The organism is Streptomyces sp. NPDC085944 (genome assembly GCF_040686295.1).
GTDB classification, from domain to species: domain Bacteria; phylum Actinomycetota; class Actinomycetes; order Streptomycetales; family Streptomycetaceae; genus Streptomyces; species Streptomyces salinarius.
In genome coordinates, this window is the sequence record NZ_JBFBJX010000002.1 from 374,086 (window position 1) to 392,327 (window position 18,242).

The 18,242-nt window shown below is 71.5% G+C and carries 13 protein-coding genes and 1 pseudogene; 10 read left to right on the forward strand and 4 right to left on the reverse strand.

Translation table 11 applies throughout. The features are described from left to right. Nucleotides 1-17: 17 nt before the first annotated feature. A complete protein-coding gene (locus tag AB0P07_RS05450) occupies nucleotides 18-497 on the forward strand; it encodes an NUDIX domain-containing protein (RefSeq protein WP_365545417.1) in 480 nt (159 codons plus the stop codon). A gap of 45 nt (nucleotides 498-542) precedes the next feature. On the opposite strand, the pseudogene AB0P07_RS05455 reads toward AB0P07_RS05450, so the two are convergent. Next, nucleotides 543-671: pseudogene (locus AB0P07_RS05455) on the reverse strand (NPCBM/NEW2 domain-containing protein); the annotation flags it as partial. A gap of 69 nt (nucleotides 672-740) precedes the next feature. On the opposite strand from AB0P07_RS05455, the gene AB0P07_RS05460 reads away from it, so the two are divergent. After that, nucleotides 741-1,010 (forward strand): tautomerase family protein, encoded by a 270-nt coding sequence (locus tag AB0P07_RS05460; RefSeq protein WP_365545420.1) that lies wholly within the window; start codon nucleotides 741-743, stop codon nucleotides 1,008-1,010. Nucleotides 1,011-1,030: 20 nt separating this feature from the next. Here the strand turns inward: AB0P07_RS05460 and AB0P07_RS05465 are convergent, their stop codons facing one another. After that, nucleotides 1,031-2,080 carry a LacI family DNA-binding transcriptional regulator gene (locus AB0P07_RS05465; RefSeq protein ID WP_365545423.1) on the reverse strand — a complete coding sequence of 350 codons (1,050 nt, stop codon included), beginning with the start codon at nucleotides 2,078-2,080 and terminating at the stop codon, nucleotides 1,031-1,033. Between the two features lie 138 nt (nucleotides 2,081-2,218). On the opposite strand from AB0P07_RS05465, the gene AB0P07_RS05470 reads away from it, so the two are divergent. The 4 genes from AB0P07_RS05470 to AB0P07_RS05485 are packed head-to-tail and all read left to right on the forward strand — an operon-like array spanning nucleotide 2,219 to nucleotide 7,683. Then, nucleotides 2,219-3,523 carry an extracellular solute-binding protein gene (locus AB0P07_RS05470; protein WP_365545426.1) on the forward strand — a complete coding sequence of 435 codons (1,305 nt, stop codon included), beginning with the start codon at nucleotides 2,219-2,221 and terminating at the stop codon, nucleotides 3,521-3,523. Between the two features lie 10 nt (nucleotides 3,524-3,533). Then, nucleotides 3,534-4,490, forward strand: a complete 957-nt coding sequence (locus AB0P07_RS05475) for a sugar ABC transporter permease (RefSeq protein WP_102928864.1) — start codon at nucleotides 3,534-3,536, stop codon at nucleotides 4,488-4,490. Then, on the forward strand, nucleotides 4,487-5,305 hold the full coding sequence (locus AB0P07_RS05480) for a carbohydrate ABC transporter permease (RefSeq protein WP_102928865.1): 819 nt from the start codon (nucleotides 4,487-4,489) through the stop codon (nucleotides 5,303-5,305). Before AB0P07_RS05475 ends, AB0P07_RS05480 begins: the two co-directional genes overlap by 4 nt. Continuing rightward, entirely contained in the window at nucleotides 5,302-7,683 is a 2,382-nt protein-coding gene (locus tag AB0P07_RS05485) for a glycoside hydrolase family 3 N-terminal domain-containing protein (RefSeq protein WP_365545429.1), read from the forward strand. The genes AB0P07_RS05480 and AB0P07_RS05485 overlap by 4 nt, the downstream gene beginning before the upstream one ends. A gap of 50 nt (nucleotides 7,684-7,733) precedes the next feature. Here AB0P07_RS05485 and AB0P07_RS05490 read toward each other — a convergent pair whose 3' ends face one another. Together AB0P07_RS05490 and AB0P07_RS05495 are read right to left on the reverse strand one after the other, a co-directional pair. After that, on the reverse strand, nucleotides 7,734-8,306 hold the full coding sequence (locus AB0P07_RS05490; RefSeq protein WP_365545432.1) for a dihydrofolate reductase family protein: 573 nt from the start codon (nucleotides 8,304-8,306) through the stop codon (nucleotides 7,734-7,736). 64 nt (nucleotides 8,307-8,370) lie between these two features. Continuing rightward, nucleotides 8,371-10,017: a PucR family transcriptional regulator ligand-binding domain-containing protein gene (locus AB0P07_RS05495; RefSeq protein ID WP_365545435.1), complete on the reverse strand. Its 1,647-nt coding sequence runs from the start codon at nucleotides 10,015-10,017 to the stop codon at nucleotides 8,371-8,373. 151 nt (nucleotides 10,018-10,168) lie between these two features. On the opposite strand from AB0P07_RS05495, the gene AB0P07_RS05500 reads away from it, so the two are divergent. From AB0P07_RS05500 to AB0P07_RS05515, 4 genes are all read left to right on the forward strand, one after another. Next, on the forward strand, nucleotides 10,169-11,437 hold the full coding sequence (locus AB0P07_RS05500; RefSeq protein ID WP_365545438.1) for an aminotransferase class III-fold pyridoxal phosphate-dependent enzyme: 1,269 nt from the start codon (nucleotides 10,169-10,171) through the stop codon (nucleotides 11,435-11,437). A gap of 67 nt (nucleotides 11,438-11,504) precedes the next feature. Further along, nucleotides 11,505-12,944, forward strand: a complete 1,440-nt coding sequence (locus AB0P07_RS05505; RefSeq protein WP_365545440.1) for an NAD-dependent succinate-semialdehyde dehydrogenase — start codon at nucleotides 11,505-11,507, stop codon at nucleotides 12,942-12,944. Nucleotides 12,945-13,002: 58 nt separating this feature from the next. After that, entirely contained in the window at nucleotides 13,003-14,448 is a 1,446-nt protein-coding gene (gene argG / locus AB0P07_RS05510; protein ID WP_365545443.1) for an argininosuccinate synthase, read from the forward strand. Between the two features lie 383 nt (nucleotides 14,449-14,831). Then, on the forward strand, nucleotides 14,832-18,227 hold the full coding sequence (locus AB0P07_RS05515; protein WP_365545446.1) for a CARDB domain-containing protein: 3,396 nt from the start codon (nucleotides 14,832-14,834) through the stop codon (nucleotides 18,225-18,227). Nucleotides 18,228-18,242 lie beyond the last annotated feature (15 nt).

Genomic DNA, 18,242 nt, shown 5'->3' on the forward strand with positions numbered 1-18,242 from the left:
CCGTTAGGGTCGGGCCCATGGCTACTCCCGATTTCATCCGCGACCTGCGTGCCTCGGCCGGACACCAGCTGCTGTGGCTCCCCGGAGTCACCGCCGTCGTCTTCGACGACGAGGGCAGAGTGCTGCTCGGCCGGCGGTCCGACAACGGGCGCTGGTCGCTGATCGGGGGCATCCCGGAACCGGGGGAGCAGCCCGCCGCCTGCGCCGTCCGCGAGGTCGAGGAGGAGACCGCCGTCCGGTGCGTCGTCGAGCGGCTGGTCCTCGTGCAGGCGCTGAAGCCGGTCACGTACGACAACGGTGACGTCTGCCAGTTCATGGACATCACCTTCCGCTGCCGGGCCGTGGGCGGCGAGGCCCGCGTCAACGACGACGAGTCGCTGGAGGTGGGCTGGTTCGCGGTGGACGCGCTGCCCGACATCAAGGAGTTCGGGCAGACCAGGGTCAAGCAGGCCCTGTCCGACGCCCCCGCGTGGTTCGAGCCCGCCGGTTCCGCCTGACCGCACGGGGCGTGCCCACGGGCGGCAGCACCCCGTGCCGGTGACTCAGACGCAGGTGACCCGCACGTCCGCCCAGTCCGCGTGGTCGTAGTCCTTGCCGTCCCCGGCGTCCGTGACCACCAGGCGGACGACGTCCGCCCCTGAGACGTCGGCGGAGACCGCACGGGCCGGCTCGACGTCCTGAAGATCCCGCGGGACGACCAGTTCCACGTCTTCCACGAGGTCACGGACGACAACTTCGTCATGCAACCGGTGGTGTTCGGCATACCGCGCAGCCGGCGCACCCTGTTCATCCAACTGGCCTTCAACGAGCGCGGCGCGGAGCAGAAGGCGGAACTCTTCCGGGCGATCGTGGCCAACCTCCGGCTGCGCGCGGGCGTCCCCGAGGAGGACGTCATGCTGATGGTCGTCGAGACGGCGCGGGAGAACTGGTGGGCCGCCGGCCGCGTCGTCGACCCCGACACCGGCTACGACGCGCGCATGACCGACGTGCCCGCCGGCCCCGCCCGGTAGGGGGTCCGCCGGGGACTCCCTCACGCGACCTGGCCACCGGGTGCCTGCCGTGCGCCGCCCGGTGGCGCCGTGCTCTGCCGCACGACGAGGTGCGTCGCCAGCTCGATGCGCCGGCCCGCCCGGCCGGGGTCGTCCGGGCGGAAGAGCATGCGGGTGGCCTCCTGCGCCATGTGCCGCAGCGGCTGGTGGACGGTGGTGAGCGGCGGGCTGGACCACTGGGCCAGCGGCACGTCGTCGTAGCCGACGACCGAGAGGTCCTGAGGCACCCTCAGGCCGCCGACGCGGGCCGCCTCCAGTACGCCGAGCGCCTGGAGGTCGCTGCCGGCGAAGATCGCCGTGGGCCGGTCGGGACCCGCGAGCAGGTCCGTGCCGTGCTCGAAGCCGCTCTCCATGCTGTAGTCGCCGTAGCGGATCAGGGCCGGGTCGATCGGCAGGCCCGCCATCGTCATCGCCGAGCGGTATCCGTCGAGTCGGGCCAGCGAGCACAGCATGTCCTCGAACCCGGTGATGATCGCCACGCGTCCGTGTCCGTGGTCCGTGAGGTGGCGGGTGGCCGCCAGGCCCCCGGCCCAGTTGGCGGAGCCCACGGACGGGACGTCCGGGTCGGGATCGCCGGCCGGGTCGACGATGACGAAGGGGATGTCCCAGGCCCGCAGCCGCTGCTTGACCTCCCCGGGGAGCGAGGAGAAGACCAGCACGACACCCAGCGGCCTGCGCCTGAGCACGCCCTCGATCCAGTCCGGCGCGGGCGCGTGCCGGGTGCCGCTGCGGGTGAGCACGACCTCGGTCCGGTGCGCCTTCGCGACGTCCTCCACGCCCCGTACCAGCTCCATCGCCCAGACGCTGTCCAGCTCGTGGAAGACGAGTTCGACCAGTGGCGTGCGCGGCCGGCCCGCGGTCCGGCGGCGGTAGCCGTGCAGCTCCAGCAGCCGTTCCACCCGGGCCCGCGTGGTGCTGGAGACATCCGAACGACCGTTGAGGACCTTCGAAACTGTCGGTGGGGAGACCCCCGCCTCTTTCGCAACCTCGGCCAGGGTCACTCTGGCGCTCACCTCAACTTCATCGTGCATGCAGGCAGGATAGGTCATGCGATCGATAACGTTTTGAGTCGGCAGCCGCACGGCCATTGACCAGAAATCGGGTCTCACTTTACTGTCCGACCAGCATGGACTTTCGGCGATGGTGCCGAAACTTTCGAAAGGCGAACGATGAAGACACGTGCGCGCTTGCCCAGACTGGTCGCCACCGGTGCGACGCTCGCCCTGGCGCTGAGCCTGTCGGCCTGCGGTGACGGGAACGGCGGGGCGTCGTCGGACGACGGCAAGATCCATGTCCTGGTCTACGGGGACGCCAGCAACAAGGTCGAACAGCAGATCGTCGACACCTTCAACAAGACGTCCGACGTCAAGGCGGTACTCGACACCATCCCTGGTGCCGACTACCAGACGAAGCTCCAGACGATCATCAACACCCCCCAGGCCCCGGACGTCTTCTTCAACTGGGGCGGGGGCAGCATCAAGCCGTTCGTCAAGGCGGACCTGCTGCTGCCGCTCGACGACTTCATCAAGAAGAACCCGGACCTGAAGGACAAGTTCCTGCCGTCCGTCTTCAACAGCGCGGTCGTCGACGGCAAGCCGTACGGCATCCCGATGCGCGGAACCCAGCCCGTCCTGCTCTTCCACAACAAGAAGGTCCTCGAAGACGCGGGCGTCCAGCCGCCGAAGACCTGGGACGAGCTGCTCGCCGCGGTGGACAAGCTCAAGGACGCCGGGGTCACCCCGATCGCGCTCGGCGGCGGCGACGTCTGGCCCACCCAGATGTGGTTCCAGTACCTCTACGACCGCATAGCCGGTCCCGAGCTGTTCGCGAAGGCCGTCGGCGGCGACAAGAGCGCCTGGGAGAGCGCGGACAGCAAGAAGGCCCTGGGCATGATCAAGGACCTCGTCGACACCGGAGCCTTCGGCAAGAACTACGACTCCGTCAAGTACACCAACGGCGGTTCGGTCCAGCTGGTCGCCTCCGGCAAGGCCGGCTTCGAGCTGATGGGCTCCTGGTACTACTCCCAGCAGCTCACGGACCACAAGGAGTTCGCCGAGAAGGACCTCGGCTACACCGCCTTCCCGAGCGTCGAGGGCGGCAAGGGCGACCCGGCCAACGTGGCCGGCAACACGAACAACTACTACTCGGTGATGAAGAAGACCAAGCACCCCGAGGCCGTCGCCGAGTTCCTGAAGCTCATGTACTCCGACGAGTTCGTCAAGGCGCAGCTGGACATCGGCAACCTGCCGACCACGACCAACACCGACAAGTTCATCGACAGCTCGGGCACCCCCGAGTACTCGCGCTTCCAGTACGACCTGGTCTCCGACGCCCCGAACTTCCAGCTGTCCTGGGACCAGGCCTACCCGCAGAAGGCCAGCTCGGACCTGCACAAGGCCATCCAGCAGTTCTTCAACGGACAGCTCGACACGGACGGCTTCATCAAGGCCATGCAGGCCCTCCCGACCGAGTGACGAACGGCTCATGACCACACACCTCACGAGCGCACGGCCCGCCGCCGGACCCCGCAAGGAGTCCCGGCGGCGGCCGCCCGCCTCGTCCGCGACGACGGTGGGCCGCCCCGGCTTCGGCTGGGCGGTGCCCGCCGCAGTGTTCTTCTTCCTCTTCGCGATCGTCCCGCTGATCATGGTGGCGGTGCTGTCCTTCATGAGCTGGGACGGGATCAGCTCGCCCGAGTTCGTCGGCACGGACAACTGGTCGCGGCTCATCGACGACCCGGTGATGCTCAAGAGCATCTGGCTGACCCTGCTGCTGACCGCGCTCGGCGTGGTCCTGCAGACCCCGCTGAGCATCCTGCTCGGCGTCTGGGCCGCCGGTCACCAGCGCAACCGCGCCGTCCTGTCCGTCATCTACTTCATCCCGCTGCTGCTGTCCGCGACGGCCGTGTCCGTGCTCTGGCGGGCGCTGCTCGACCCGAACTTCGGCATCCCGGCCGAGGCGACCTGGCTCTTCGGCGACGGCAACCTGTTCGGTGAACAGACCACCGCCATCGGCGTGCTGGCGTTCGTCAGCACCTGGCAGTTCACCCCGTTCCACACGCTGATCTACCAGGGCGCCGCCCGCGCCGTCCCGCAGGTGCTCTACCAGGCGGCGGAGATCGACGGGGCGGGCCGCTACCGGCAGTTCTTCCACATCACCCTGCCGCAGCTGCGCACCTCCATGATCACCTCGATGATCCTGATGATCGTCGGCGGCCTGACCACGTTCGAGACCGTCCTCATCCTGACCCAGGGCGGCCCCGGCACCGACACCACCATCAGCGCCTACTACATGTACGACAAGGCCTTCAAGAGCTTCGACTACGGCATCGGCTCGGCGATCGCCCTGGCCCTGGTCGTCGCGGCCACGATCATCTCGCTGATCGTCGTCCGGGTCTCCGGCTACGACAAGATGCGCAGCTCCATGGAGGGTGTGTCATGAGGCGCCGCCCCAACTACCTGGCCGGCGCCGGCTCGCTCGTCTGGCTCGTCCTGGTCGGCCTGCCGCTGTACGTGATGCTGGCCGCGACCCTGCGCACCCGCCAGGACTACGCCGAGAACGGCCCGGTCTCCATCCCGGACAGCTTCACGTTCGACAACTACACCGGCGCCTTCGACTCGGGCTTCGGCCAGTACTTCTTCAACACGCTCGTCGTCACCGCCTGTGTGATCGGCATCGTGCTGCTGCTGGTCCCGCCGCTCGCCTACGCCATCGTCCGCAGCCGCGGCCGGGCCACGTCGGCGATCTTCCGGCTCTTCCTGCTCGGCCTCGCCATCCCGGCCCAGGCCGTGATCGTGCCGATGTTCTACCTGATCAGCGAAGCCGGGCTGTACGACAACCTGCTCGGCGTCATCCTGCCCACGGCCGCGTTCTGCCTGCCGATGTCCGCGCTCATCCTCAGCGGCGCGATGCGGGACATCTCCCCGGAGCTGTACGAGGCCATGGCCATGGACGGCGCGAGCCCGCGGCGCATGTTCTTCCAGCTCGTCGTGCCGCTGTCCCGCGGGGGACTCTCCACGATCGTGGTGTTCTCCGCGCTCCAGGCGTGGAACGGCTTCCTGTTCCCGCTGGTGCTGACCCAGTCCGAGTCCACCAAGGTGGTCACCCTGGGCCTGTACAACTTCCAGACCGCGCACGGCATCGACATCCCCGGTCTGCTGGGAGCCGTGGTGCTGTCCATGGTGCCCATCCTGCTCGTCTACCTGTTCGCCCGTCGTGCCCTGGTCCAGGGGCTGATGGGTGTCGGAGGAAAGTGACTGCCGACGTGGCTGTAGAGACCACCCCCGAAATCCCCCTCTGGAACGACCCCAACCACCCCGTCTCCACCAGAGTCGACGCGCTCGTCGCCGCGATGACCCTGGAGGAGAAGATCGCCCAGCTCTACGGAGTGTGGGTGGGCGCCTCCGACGAGGGCGGCGAAGTCGCCCCGCACCAGCACGACATGGAGGAGGCCGTCGACCTCGACGCGCTCGTGCCCGCCGGGCTCGGCCAGCTCACCCGGCCCTTCGGCACCGTCCCCGTCGACCCCGCGCTCGGCGCCCTCTCGCTCATGCGCACGCAGGCCCGCATCACCTCGGCCGGCCGCTTCGGCATCCCCGCCGTCGCCCACGAGGAGTGCTTGGCCGGCTTCGCCGCCTGGGGCGCCACGGCCTACCCCGTCCCGCTGTCCTGGGGCGCCACCTTCGACCCGGACGCGGTACGCCGGATGGCCGCCGCCATCGGCCGCGACATGCGGTCCGTCGGCATCCACCAGGGCCTCGCCCCCGTGCTCGACGTGGTCCGCGACGCCCGCTGGGGCAGGGTCGAGGAGACCATCGGCGAGGACCCCTACCTCGTCGGCACCATCGGCACCGCGTACGTGCAGGGCCTGGAGTCCGCCGGTATCGTCGCCACCCTCAAGCACTTCGTGGGCTACTCCGCCTCCCGCGCCGGCCGCAACCTCGCCCCCTCCTCCGTGGGCATCCGCGAGCGGGCCGACGTCCTGCTCCCGCCGTTCGAGATGGCCGTCCGCGAGGGCGGCTCGCGCTCCGTGATGTCCGCCTACACCGACATCGACGGCGTGCCCGCCGCGGCCGACGAGGCGCTGCTGACCGGGCTGCTGCGCGACACCTGGGGCTTCGAGGGAACGGTCGTCGCCGACTACTTCGGCATCGCCTTCCTCAAGACGCTGCACGGCATCACCGCCGACTGGGCCGACGCCGCCGGAGCCGCGCTGAAGGCGGGCCTCGACGTCGAGCTGCCCACCGTCAAGACCTTCGGGGCCCCGCTCGTCGACGCGGTCACCGACGGCCGGGTGCCCGAGGCCCTCGTCGACCGGGCGCTGCGCCGCGTCCTGGGACAGAAGGCGGAGCTCGGACTGCTCGACCCGGACTGGAGCCCGGTCCCGCCCGCGCTCGACGGGGTGGACGTCTCGGACCCGGAGGCGCTGCGCGGCCGGATCGACCTGGACCGGCCCGAGAACCGGGAACTGGCCCGCGAGATCGCCGAGAAGGCGGTCGTCCTGCTCACCAACGACGGCACCCTGCCGCTCGCCCGGCCCCGCCGCATCGCCCTGATCGGCCCCAACGCCACCGAGGCGACCGCCGTACTCGGCTGCTACTCCTTCCCGCGCCACGTCGGGGTGCGGCACCCGGAGGTCCCGGTCGGCATCGACCTGCCCACCCTGTACGACACCCTGACCGCCGAGTTCCCCGACGCCGACATCACCGTCGCCCGCGGCACCGGCGTCGACGACGGCGAGGTCGCCGGCATCGGCGAGGCCGTGGACGCGGCCCGGGGCGCGGACGTCGTCGTCGCCGTACTCGGCGACCGCGCGGGCCTGTTCGGCCGCGGCACCAGCGGCGAGGGCTGCGACGCCGAGTCCCTCACCCTGCCCGGCGCCCAGCAGCAGCTCCTCGACGCGCTGCTCGACTCCGGCACCCCGGTGGTCACCGTGCTGCTCGCCGGACGGCCCTACGCACTCGGCCGCGCCACCGCCGAGTCCGCCGCGATCGTGCAGTCGTTCTTCCCCGGCGAGGAAGGCACCGCGGCGCTCGCCGGCGTGCTCAGCGGACGCACCAGCCCCACCGGCAGGCTGCCCGTCAGCGTGCCCGGCAGCGCGGGTGCCCAGCCGACCACCTACCTCGGGGCGCGGCTCGCCCAGGCCAGCGAGGTGTCCAACATCGACCCGACACCGGCCTTCGGCTTCGGGCACGGGCTCACGTACACCACGTTCGCCTGGAGCGATCTCGTCGCGCACGCCAAGGAGGCGCCGACCGACGGCGCGTTCGCGCTGGAACTGACCGTCCGCAACACCGGCGAACGGCACGGCACCGAGGTGGTGCAGCTCTACCTGCACGACCCGGTCGCCTCCGTCGTCCAGCCGGTACAGCGCCTCATCGGCTACACCCGGGTGCCGCTGGCCCCCGGCGAGGCCCGCAGGGTGCGGGTCGAGGTCCCCGCCGACCTCGCCTCCTTCACCGGCCGCGACGGCCGCCGCGTCGTCGAACCGGGCGACCTGGAGCTGCGGTTCGCGGCGTCCAGCACCGAGCCGCGCCTGGCGGCGACGGTCGCGCTCACCGGAGCGGTGCGGCAGGTCGACCACACACGGCAGCTGCACGCGGTGTTCACCCAGGAGGCTGTCGAAGGCGTCTGAGCCACCACCGGTGGCGAGCGGTGGTCGCGGCACCACCGCCCGCCGCCGGCTCAGCGGACGACGTCGAAGACGTTCTTCTGGATGCCGTTGGCGTACACCTCGTGCTCGACGAGCCTCAGCTTCCGGGCGTCCGTGTCCGAGTCGCTGAACAGCCGCTTGCCCGCGCCGAGCAGCAGCGGGAAGACCAGCAGGTGGTAGCGGTCGATCAGACCGGCGTCCGACAGGCTCCGGTTCAGGGCGGCGCTGCCGTGGACGATGATCGGACCGCCCTCGGTCTCCTTCAGGGCGGCGACCTCGTCGAGCGAGCGCAGGATCGTCGTCTCGCCCCAGTTCGTGACCAGGTCGTCCTCGGCGAGCGTGGTGGAGACGACGTACTTCGGCATCGCCCGGTACCCGGGGAACTCCGCCATGTCCGGCCACACCGGGCTGAACGCCTCGTAACTGACCCGGCCCAGGAGCAGCGCCGCCGCCTCCTCCTGCTCCCGGCCCTTGATCTCGTACGCCTCGGGGAGGAAGTCCACCAGCTTGACGGTCCAGCCGGTGTTCCGGTAGCCGGGCTCGCCGCCCGGGGCCTCCACGACACCGTCGAGCGAGACGAAGGCGGTGCTGATCAGAGTGCGCATGCGGGGTTCCTCGATGTCTCGTGTGCGGTCGGTCCACCCTTACGACCGGTGGCCGGTGGAAAACTCATCGGTCGCGGTCGCCGGGGTGCGGGCGGGCCCGCAGCGCGTCGACCGCGTGCAGGGCCGCGTGGAGTTCGGTGCGCTGCTCGCCGGACTCCAGGTCATGGCCGAGCAGCCGCTCGATGGTGCGCAGCCGCTGGTAGACGGTCTCCCGGGAAAGCCCCGTCGCGCGGGCGGCGACCGTCTTGTTGCCCGCCGCCTCCAGGTAGCCCCGCAGGGTCGGCACGAGATCGGTGCCGTGCCGGGCGTCGTGGTCGAGGAGCGGGCCCAGCTGCCGTTCCGCGTAGTCCTGGACGCGGAGGTCGTCGCGCAGCGCGAACAGCAGGCCGCGCAGGCCGATGTCGGACCGCTCGTGGAAGGAGCGGCCAAAGGGGAGGGGCAGGCCGGGTGCGGTGGCCTCGGCCACCCGGGCCGCCTCGCGGAACGACCGGGCCACGTCGGCCAGGTCGCCGGCCGGTGAGCCCACGCACACCGTCGCGCCCGGGGCCGCGTCCAGGACGGTGCGGCTCACCTGCTCCACGGCCTCGCGCCACGGCCGGGACGGGCGAAGCGCCAGCAGCACGCCGAGCCGGGTGGGCGAGAGCAGGCCGACCAGGACCCGCGCCCCCGTCGCGCTCAGTGCCCCGGAGAGCCGTGTCTCGGCCGCCCCGGTGTCCTCCTGGGCGAGCAGGTCCGCCAGGACGGCGACGAAGCGGGCGTCCCCCACGGGCAGCCCGAGGGCCGCGACCCGGGCCCGCGCCTCCCCGGGAGAGCGGTGGCGCTGCTCCACCAGGTCGCGCAGGACGTTGCGGTGGGCGGTGCGTTCCCACGGCGTGGGGCGGGTGAGACGGGCGATGGTGAGCGCCATCGCGGTCCGCTCCAGCACCGTGACGTCCTCGGGGCCGAAGGCGCGGCCGGACGGCACGGCGGGCAGCATGACCACCCGCCCCCACCGCTCGCCCTGGTACTCCACGGGAGCCGTGAGCCACCCCTCGGGGCCCGAGACCCCCGCGCGGTCGGTGACCGGAGTGGTGCGTGAGCGCCGTTCCCAGTCCGTGAGCGCGGCCCCGGCCGCGGACCCCGGGGCCTCGCAGACCAGCGCCCGGTGCACCAGGTCCTCCAGCACGACCGTGCGGCCGCTCATCCCGGCCGCGGCCCGCAGCACCTCCTCCGGGCCCGCGCCGCGCAGGGTGAGGGCGGTGAACGCCTCGTGGACCCCCTGCGTCCGGCGCATCGCCTCCGCCTGGTGGCCGAGGATCAGGGTGTGGACCACCTGGGTGACCTCCAGGAAGTTGACGTCCTTGCCCAGCGTGACGAGCGGCAGACCGCGCGCACGGCAGGCTCCCACCAGGACGTCGGGCGGCCGGTGATAGCGGCGGACCAGCTCGATGACCAGGGCGGCGGCACCGACGGCGGCGAGTTCGTCGACGTAGCGGCGCACCCCGGCGGGGTCGTCGGGCAGCGGCATGCCGGTGGTGAGGACGAGTTCGCCGCCCTTGAGGAAGGAGGCGGGGTCCGTCAGTTCGGTGATGTGGACCCAGCGGACCGCACGGTCCACGTGCTCCTCGCCGGCGACGACCCGCGGCTCGCCCCCCGCCAGTACGGGCAGCGCCAGTACGTCGGCCACGGTGGGCGACCGGCCCGCCGGGCCCGGCTCCGGGTTCTCGCTCACTGTGCCTCCATGGGAACTCACGTTACGCCGAACGCCTGACACATCGTCCGGACACGCTGCCCCGGCCGGACACATCACGCGTTGCCGCGCCCGCCGGGACGGGAAGGCTCGCAAGACCGCAGGAGACCGACGAGCAGGCCGGGAGACGAGCATGACCGCACTGTCGCCGCACCTTCGCCAGGCCACCCCCGTGGTGGCGGTCCGGGGCGAGGGGGTCCACATCGAGGGCGAGGACGGCCGCCGCTATCTGGACTTCACCGCCGGCATCGGCGTCACCAGCACCGGCCACTGCCACCCCCGGGTCGTGGCCGCCGCCCAGGAGCAGGTCGCCACCCTGGTCCACGGGCAGTACACCACCGTCATGCACCCGCCGCTGCGGCGCCTGGTCGACAGGCTCGGCGAGGTGCTGCCCCAGAGCCTGGACAGCCTCTTCTTCACCAACTCCGGCAGCGAGGCGGTCGAGGCCGCGCTGCGCCTGGCCCGCCAGGCCACCGGACGGCCCAACGTGCTGGTCTGCCACGGCGGCTTCCACGGCCGTACGGTGGCCGCCGCCTCCATGACCACCTCCGGCACCCGCTTCCGGTCCGGGTTCTCACCGCTGATGAGCGGCGTGGTCGTCACCCCTTTCCCGACGGCCTTCCGCTACGGCTGGGACGAGGAGACCGCCACCCGCTTCGCGCTCCAGGAGCTGGACTACACCCTTCAGACGATCTCCTCGCCCGCCGACACCGCCGCCGTCATCGTCGAGCCGGTCCTGGGCGAGGGCGGGTACGTGCCCGCGAACCGCGCCTTCGTCGAGGGCCTGCGCGAACGCGCCGACCGGCACGGCTTCCTGCTGATCCTGGACGAGGTGCAGACCGGCGTGGGCCGCACCGGCCGGTTCTGGGGCCACGAGCACTTCGGCGTCACCCCCGACATCCTGGTCACCGCCAAGGGGCTGGCCAGCGGCTTCCCGCTGTCCGGCATCGCCGCCCCCGAGGAGCTGATGCGCAGGGCCTGGGCGGGCTCGCAGGGCGGGACGTACGGCGCCAACGCGGTCGCGTGCGCGGCGGCCTGCGCCACGCTGGACGTCGTACGCGACGAGAAGCTCGTCGAGAACGCCGAGACGATGGGCGCCCGGCTGCGCCACGGCCTGGAGGCGGTGGCGTCGCGGAACCCGGCCGTCGGCGACGTACGGGGCATGGGACTGATGCTGGCCAGCGAGTTCGTCACCGCCGGCGGCGAGCCGGACCCGGAGACCGCCGCCCGGGTGCAGCGGGCCGCCGTCGACGAGGGGCTGCTCCTGCTGCTGTGCGGGGCGTGGAACCAGGTGGTGCGCATGATCCCGGCCCTGGTGATCGACGAGACGGCCGTCGACGAGGGCCTGCGGGCGTGGGCCGCCGCCGTCGAGGCCGGTACGTCGGGAGCGGCGGGCCGATGACGGCCGCCGCGCACCGCTTCACGACCCGCCCAGCGGGGACGACACACAGGCACTCAGGAGGGACCCCATGACCGACACCCCCACGCGGCTCTTCCTCGGCGGTGCCTGGGTGGACGCCGCGGACGGCGCCGTCATGCCCGTGGACGACCCCGCGACCGGCGAGATCCTGGCCCACGTCGCCGACGCGGGCCCCAAGGACGCCCGGCTCGCCGAGGAGGCGGCGGTCCAGACGCAGGAGGAGTGGGCCCGTACGGCACCGAGGGCACGCAGCGAGATCCTGCGCCGCGCCTACGAGATCGTCCTGGAGCGCACGGACGCGCTGGCCCGACTGATGACCTCCGAGATGGGCAAGCCGCTGGCCGAGGCCCGCGGCGAGGTGGCCTACGCGGCGGAGTTCTTCCGCTGGTTCTCCGAGGAGGCCGTCCGGATCGACGGCGGCCACGGCGTCCTGCCCGACGGCCGCAACCGCATGCTGCTCTCCCGGCGCCCGGTCGGCCCCTGCCTGCTGATCACTCCGTGGAACTTCCCGCTCGCCATGGGCACCCGCAAGATCGGCCCGGCGATCGCGGCCGGCTGCACCATGGTGCTCAAGCCGGCCCCGCAGACCCCGCTCTCCAGCCTGGCCCTGGCCGCGATCCTCAAGGAGGCGGGGCTGCCCGACGGGGTGCTGAACGTCGTCACGACCTCGCGGGCGGGGGAGGTGTGCGAACCGCTCCTGCGCGGCGGGCGCATCCGCAAGCTGTCCTTCACCGGTTCGACGGCCGTGGGGCGGCTGCTCCTGGCACAGTGCGCGGACACCGTCGTGCGGACCTCGATGGAGCTGGGCGGCAACGCGCCGTTCGTGGTCTTCGACGACGCGAACCTCGACGCGGCCGTGGACGGCGCGATGGTCGCCAAGATGCGCAACATGGGCGAGGCGTGCACCGCAGCCAACCGCTTCTTCGTGCACCGCTCGGTGGCGGGGGAGTTCGCCGACCGGCTGGCCCGCCGGATGGGCGCGCTGGTCGTGGGCCCCGGCACCGGCGACGGCGTCGACGTCGGCCCGCTCATCGACGCCGCCGGACGGGCCAAGGTCGAGGAACTGGTCGCCGACGCCGTGGAGCGCGGCGCCCGGGTACTGGTCGGCGGCACCACGCCGGACGGCCCCGGCTGCTTCTACCCGCCCACGGTGCTCACCGACGTCGCCCCGGACAGCCGCCTGATGGCGACGGAGATCTTCGGCCCGGTCGCCGCGATCCTCACCTTCGACGACGAGGACGAGGTGGTCCGCCGGGCCAACGACACCCCCTGGGGGCTGGTCGGCTACGTCTTCACCGAGGGCCTGGACCGCGCCCTGCGGGTCAGCGAGCGCCTGGAGGTCGGCATGGTCGGGCTCAACACCGGCCTGGTCTCCAACCCCGCCGCACCCTTCGGCGGCGTCAAGCAGTCGGGGCTCGGCCGGGAGGGCGGCCGGGTCGGGATCGAGGAGTTCCTGGAGTACCAGTACGTGGCGCTGCCGACCGGGTGACGCGGGCGACGCCGGACGAGGCTTTGCATGGTCATGCGTAATCATGCATACTCTTCCTATGTCCAAGGTCCTCACCTCCCTCCCCGCCGGCGAGCGCGTCGGTATCGCCTTCTCGGGCGGCCTCGACACCTCGGTCGCGGTCGCGTGGATGCGTGACAAGGGCGCCGTCCCCTGTACGTACACCGCCGACATCGGCCAGTACGACGAGCCCGACATCGCCTCGGTGCCCGACCGTGCCAAGACGTACGGCGCCGAGGTCGCGCGCCTGGTCGACTGCCGGGCGGCGCTGGTCGAGGAGGGGCTGGCCGCGCTCACCTGCGGCGCGTTCCACATCCGCTCGGGCGGGCGTGCCTACTTCAACACCACGCCGCTGGGCCGTGCCGTCACGGGCACCCTCCTCGTCCGGGCGATGCTCGAGGACGACGTCCAGATCTGGGGCGACGGCTCCACGTTCAAGGGCAACGACATCGAGCGGTTCTACCGTTACGGCCTGCTCGCCAACCCGCAGCTGCGGATCTACAAGCCCTGGCTCGACGCGGACTTCGTGACGGAGCTCGGCGGCCGCAAGGAGATGTCGGAGTGGCTGGTCGCCCACGACCTGCCCTACCGGGACTCCACGGAGAAGGCGTACTCCACCGACGCCAACATCTGGGGCGCCACCCACGAGGCCAAGACGCTGGAGCACCTCGACACCGGCGTGGAGACCGTGGAGCCCATCATGGGCGTGCGGTTCTGGGACCCGTCGGTCGAGATCGCGCCGGAGGACGTGACCATCGGCTTCGACCAGGGCCGCCCGGTGACGATCAACGGCAAGGAGTTCGCCTCCGCCGTCGACCTGGTGATGGAGGCCAACGCCATCGGTGGCCGGCACGGCCTGGGCATGTCCGACCAGATCGAGAACCGGATCATCGAGGCCAAGAGCCGCGGCATCTACGAGGCCCCCGGCATGGCCCTGCTGCACGCCGCCTACGAGCGCCTGGTCAACGCGATTCACAACGAGGACACGCTCGCCCAGTACCACACCGAGGGACGGCGGCTCGGCCGGCTGATGTACGAGGGCCGCTGGCTCGACCCCCAGTCGCTGATGATCCGGGAGTCGCTGCAGCGCTGGGTCGGCTCGGCGGTCACCGGCGAGGTCACGCTGCGGCTGCGGCGCGGCGAGGACTACTCGATCCTCGACACCACCGGCCCGGCGTTCAGCTACCACCCGGACAAGCTCTCCATGGAGCGCACCGAGGACTCCGCGTTCGGCCCGGTGGACCGGATCGGCCAGCTGACCATGCGCAACCTGGACATCGCCGACTCCCGCGCCAAGCTGGAGCAGTACGCGGGTCTCGGCCTCATCGGCACCGCCAACCCCGCCATCGGCGCCGCGCAGGCCGCCGCGACCGGGCTGATCGGCGCCATGCCCGAGGGTGGCGCCCAGGCCATCGCCTCCCGCGGCGAGGTCTCCGGCGACGACGAGCTGCTGGACCGCGCCGCGATGGAGTCCGGCACGGACTGATCCCCTTCGTCCCCGCTCCGAGGGGACGGCACACCGGCAAGGGCCGGCCCGACGCCTCAGGGCGCCGGGCCGGCCCTTCTGTTTTCTCTTCACCGTGCATGACTTGCGTGTGTTGCGAGCTTTCCGCGACTCGGTCCACCTCCTCATAGGTCTGACTGCCAGTTCAAGCGCTACGCAATGGCATCGCAAGCAGAGCAAGCGGTTTGCGTTCCAACTTCGGCCCCAACCGCGACCGTTGACAAACAGGTGACGCGCTAGAAACCTGATGACGCAGTTTCCGCAAAGAATCGACTGTCTTGCTCAATTGGCGCGCAGATTCGGTGCTCCCCCTCAACTGCCGGACCGTCGCGCCCTCCCCGACTCCCCACCGAACAGAGGACCCCATGAGACGGAGATCCCTCGGCCGGCGGACGCTCACGGGCGCCGCCGTCGCCGGGCTGCTGACGGCCGGGCTGCTGCCACTGCCCCTCGCCGCCACCGCGCAGGCGGCGCCGGCGCCGGTGACGGCCGCCGCCGACGTCAATCTGGCCCTCGGCCGCCCGGCCAGGGCGGGCGGCTCGCACGGCGCCTATCCGGCCGGCAACGCCACCGACGGGCAGCAGGCCACCTACTGGGAGGGACCGGCCGGCACCTTCCCCGAGTGGCTCCAGGTCGACCTCGGTACCGCCCGCGACGTCGACCGGGTGGTCCTCAAACTGCCCGCGGGCTGGGAGAGCCGGACCCAGACGCTCTCCCTGCGGGGCAGCACCGACGGCACCACCTTCCGCACCCTCGACGCCTCGGACGGACGGGCGTTCGGCCCGGCGCAGGCAGGCACCGTCACCGTCGACCTCGACTCGCCCGCCGAGGCGCGCTACGTCCGCGTCGACATCACCGGCAACACCGGCTGGAACGCCGCGCAACTGGCCGAGCTGGAGGTCTACGGCGGCGACGTGGACACCGGCCCGCCGCCCACCGGCACCAACCTCGCCCGCAACAAGCCGGTCGAGGCCACCTCGACGACCCAGAACTACGTCGCCGCCAACGCCACCGACGACTCCACCTCCACGTACTGGGAGGCCGCGGGGAACCCGGCCGACCTCACCGTCGCGCTCGGCGCCGACGCCGACGTCAGCGGTGTCGTCGTCAAGCTCAACCCCGACCCGGTGTGGTCCGCCCGCACCCAGAGCATCCAGGTGTTCGGACGGGCCCAGGGCGAGAGCGACTTCACCTCGCTGCGCGACCGCGCCGACTACGCCTTCAGCCCCGGCCAGGACAACACGGTGACCATCCCGGTCGGCGGCCGGGTCTCCGACGTACGGCTGAGGTTCTTCTCCAACACCGGCGCCGGCGGCGGACAGGTCGCAGAGTTCCAGGTCCTCGGCACCGCGGCACCCGCCCCCGACCTCACCGTCACCGGCCTCGACTGGACGCCCGCCGCACCGAACGAGCGCGACGAGGTCACCGTGAACGCCACGGTCCGCAACGCCGGCACCGCCGCCTCGGCCGCGACCACCACCGAGGTCACCGTCGAGGGGCAGACGGCCGGGAGCGCCGCGGTCCCCGCCCTCGACCCCGGCGAGTCCGCCGAGGTCGCCGTCACCACCGGCACCCACGCGGCCGGCAGCTACGCGGTCGCCGCCGTGGCCGACCCGAAGGACACCGTCGCCGAACTGGACGACACCAACAACAGCCGCTCCGCCGCCGACCGCCTCGTCGTCGACCGGGCACCCGGACCCGACCTCGAAGTGCGCTCCCTCACCACCAACCCGGCCAACCCGGCGGTGGGCGCCGCGGTCTCCTTCACCGTCGCCGTGCACAACCGCGGCACCAGCGCCGTCGAGGCCGGCTCGGTGACCCGGGTCCAGGCCGGCTCCACCACCCTGGACGGCACCACCGGGCGGGTCGAGGCCGGCGCCACGGTGAACGTGCCGATCGGCGGCACCTGGAAGGCGACCGGTGGCGGCGTCACCCTCACCGCCACCGCCGACGCCACCGCCCGGATCACCGAGACCAACGAGAACAACAACGTGCTCGCCAAGTCCCTCGTCGTCGGACGCGGCGCCGCCGTCCCGTACACGGAGTACGAGGCGGAGGACGGCCGCTACACCGGCACCCTGCTCACCACCGACGCCAAGCGCACCTTCGGGCACACCAACTTCGGCACCGAGTCCTCGGGCCGCAAGTCCGTCCGGCTCGACTCGACCGGCCAGTACGTCGAGTTCACCTCCACCACGCCCACCAACTCCATCGTGGTGCGCAACTCCGTCCCCGACGCCCCCGGCGGCGGCGGAGCCGAGGCCACCATCAGCCTCTACGCCGACGGCGAGTTCGTGCAGAAGCTCACCCTCTCGTCCAAGCACAGCTGGCTCTACGGCAGCACCGACGACCCCGAGGGCCTCACCAACCGGCCCGGCGGCGACGCCCGGCGCCTCTTCGACGAGTCCCACGCGCTGCTCGACCGGACCTTCCCGCAGGGCACCGAGTTCCGCCTCCAGCGCGACGCGGGCGACGCGGCCGCCTTCTACGTCATCGACCTGATCGACCTGGAGCAGGTCGCGCCCGCCAAGACCAAGCCCGCCGAGTGCACCTCCATCACCGAGTACGGGGCCGTCCCCGGCGACGGACTCGACGACACCGACGCCATCCAGCGCGCCGTCACCGACGACCAGAACGGCAGGATCGACTGCGTGTGGATCCCCGCCGGACAGTGGCGCCAGGAGCAGAAGATCCTCACCGACGACCCGCTCGACCGCGGCCAGTACAACCAGGTCGGTATCAGCGACGTCACGATCCGGGGCGCCGGCATGTGGCACTCCCAGCTCTACACGCTGACCCCGCCGCAGGAGGCCGGCGGCATCAACCACCCGCACGAGGGCAACTTCGGCTTCGACATCGACGACAACACGCAGATCTCCGACCTCGCCATCTTCGGCTCGGGCACCATCCGCGGCGGTGACGGCAACGCGGAGGGCGGTGTCGGGCTCAACGGCCGCTTCGGCAAGGACACCAGGATCAGCAACGTGTGGATCGAGCACGCCAACGTCGGCGTCTGGGTCGGCCGCGACTACTCGAACATCCCCGAACTGTGGGGCCCCGCCGACGGTCTGGAGTTCACCGGCATGCGCATCCGCGACACCTACGCGGACGGCATCAACTTCTCCAACGGAACCCGCAACTCCACCGTCTACAACTCCTCCTTCCGCACCACCGGCGACGACTCGCTCGCGGTCTGGGCCAACAAGTACGTGAAGGACCCGGCCGTGGACATCGGCCACGACAACCACTTCCGCAACAACACGATCCAGCTGCCGTGGCGGGCCAACGGCATCGCGGTGTACGGCGGTTACGGCAACACCATCGAGAACAACGTCGTCTCCGACACCATGAACTACCCCGGCATCATGCTCGCCACCGACCACGACCCGCTGCCCTTCTCCGGGCAGACCCTCGTCGCGGGCAACGCCCTGCACCGCACGGGCGGCGCGTTCTGGGGCGAAGCGCAGGAGTTCGGCGCCATCACCCTCTTCGCGCAGGGGCAGGACATCCCGGGCGTGACCGTCCGGGACACCGAGATCCTCGACTCGACCTACGACGGCATCCAGTTCAAGACGGGAGGCGGTGCGATGCCGGACGTGAAGATCGAGAACGTCCGCATCGACAAGTCGAACAACGGCTCCGGCATCCTCGCGATGGGCGGCGCCCGCGGCAGCGCCACCCTGACCGACGTCACGATCACCAACTCGGCCAAGGAGGACATCCGGATCGAACCCGGCTCCCAGTTCAGGATCAGCCAGTAGGAGCCGGCCCGCGGC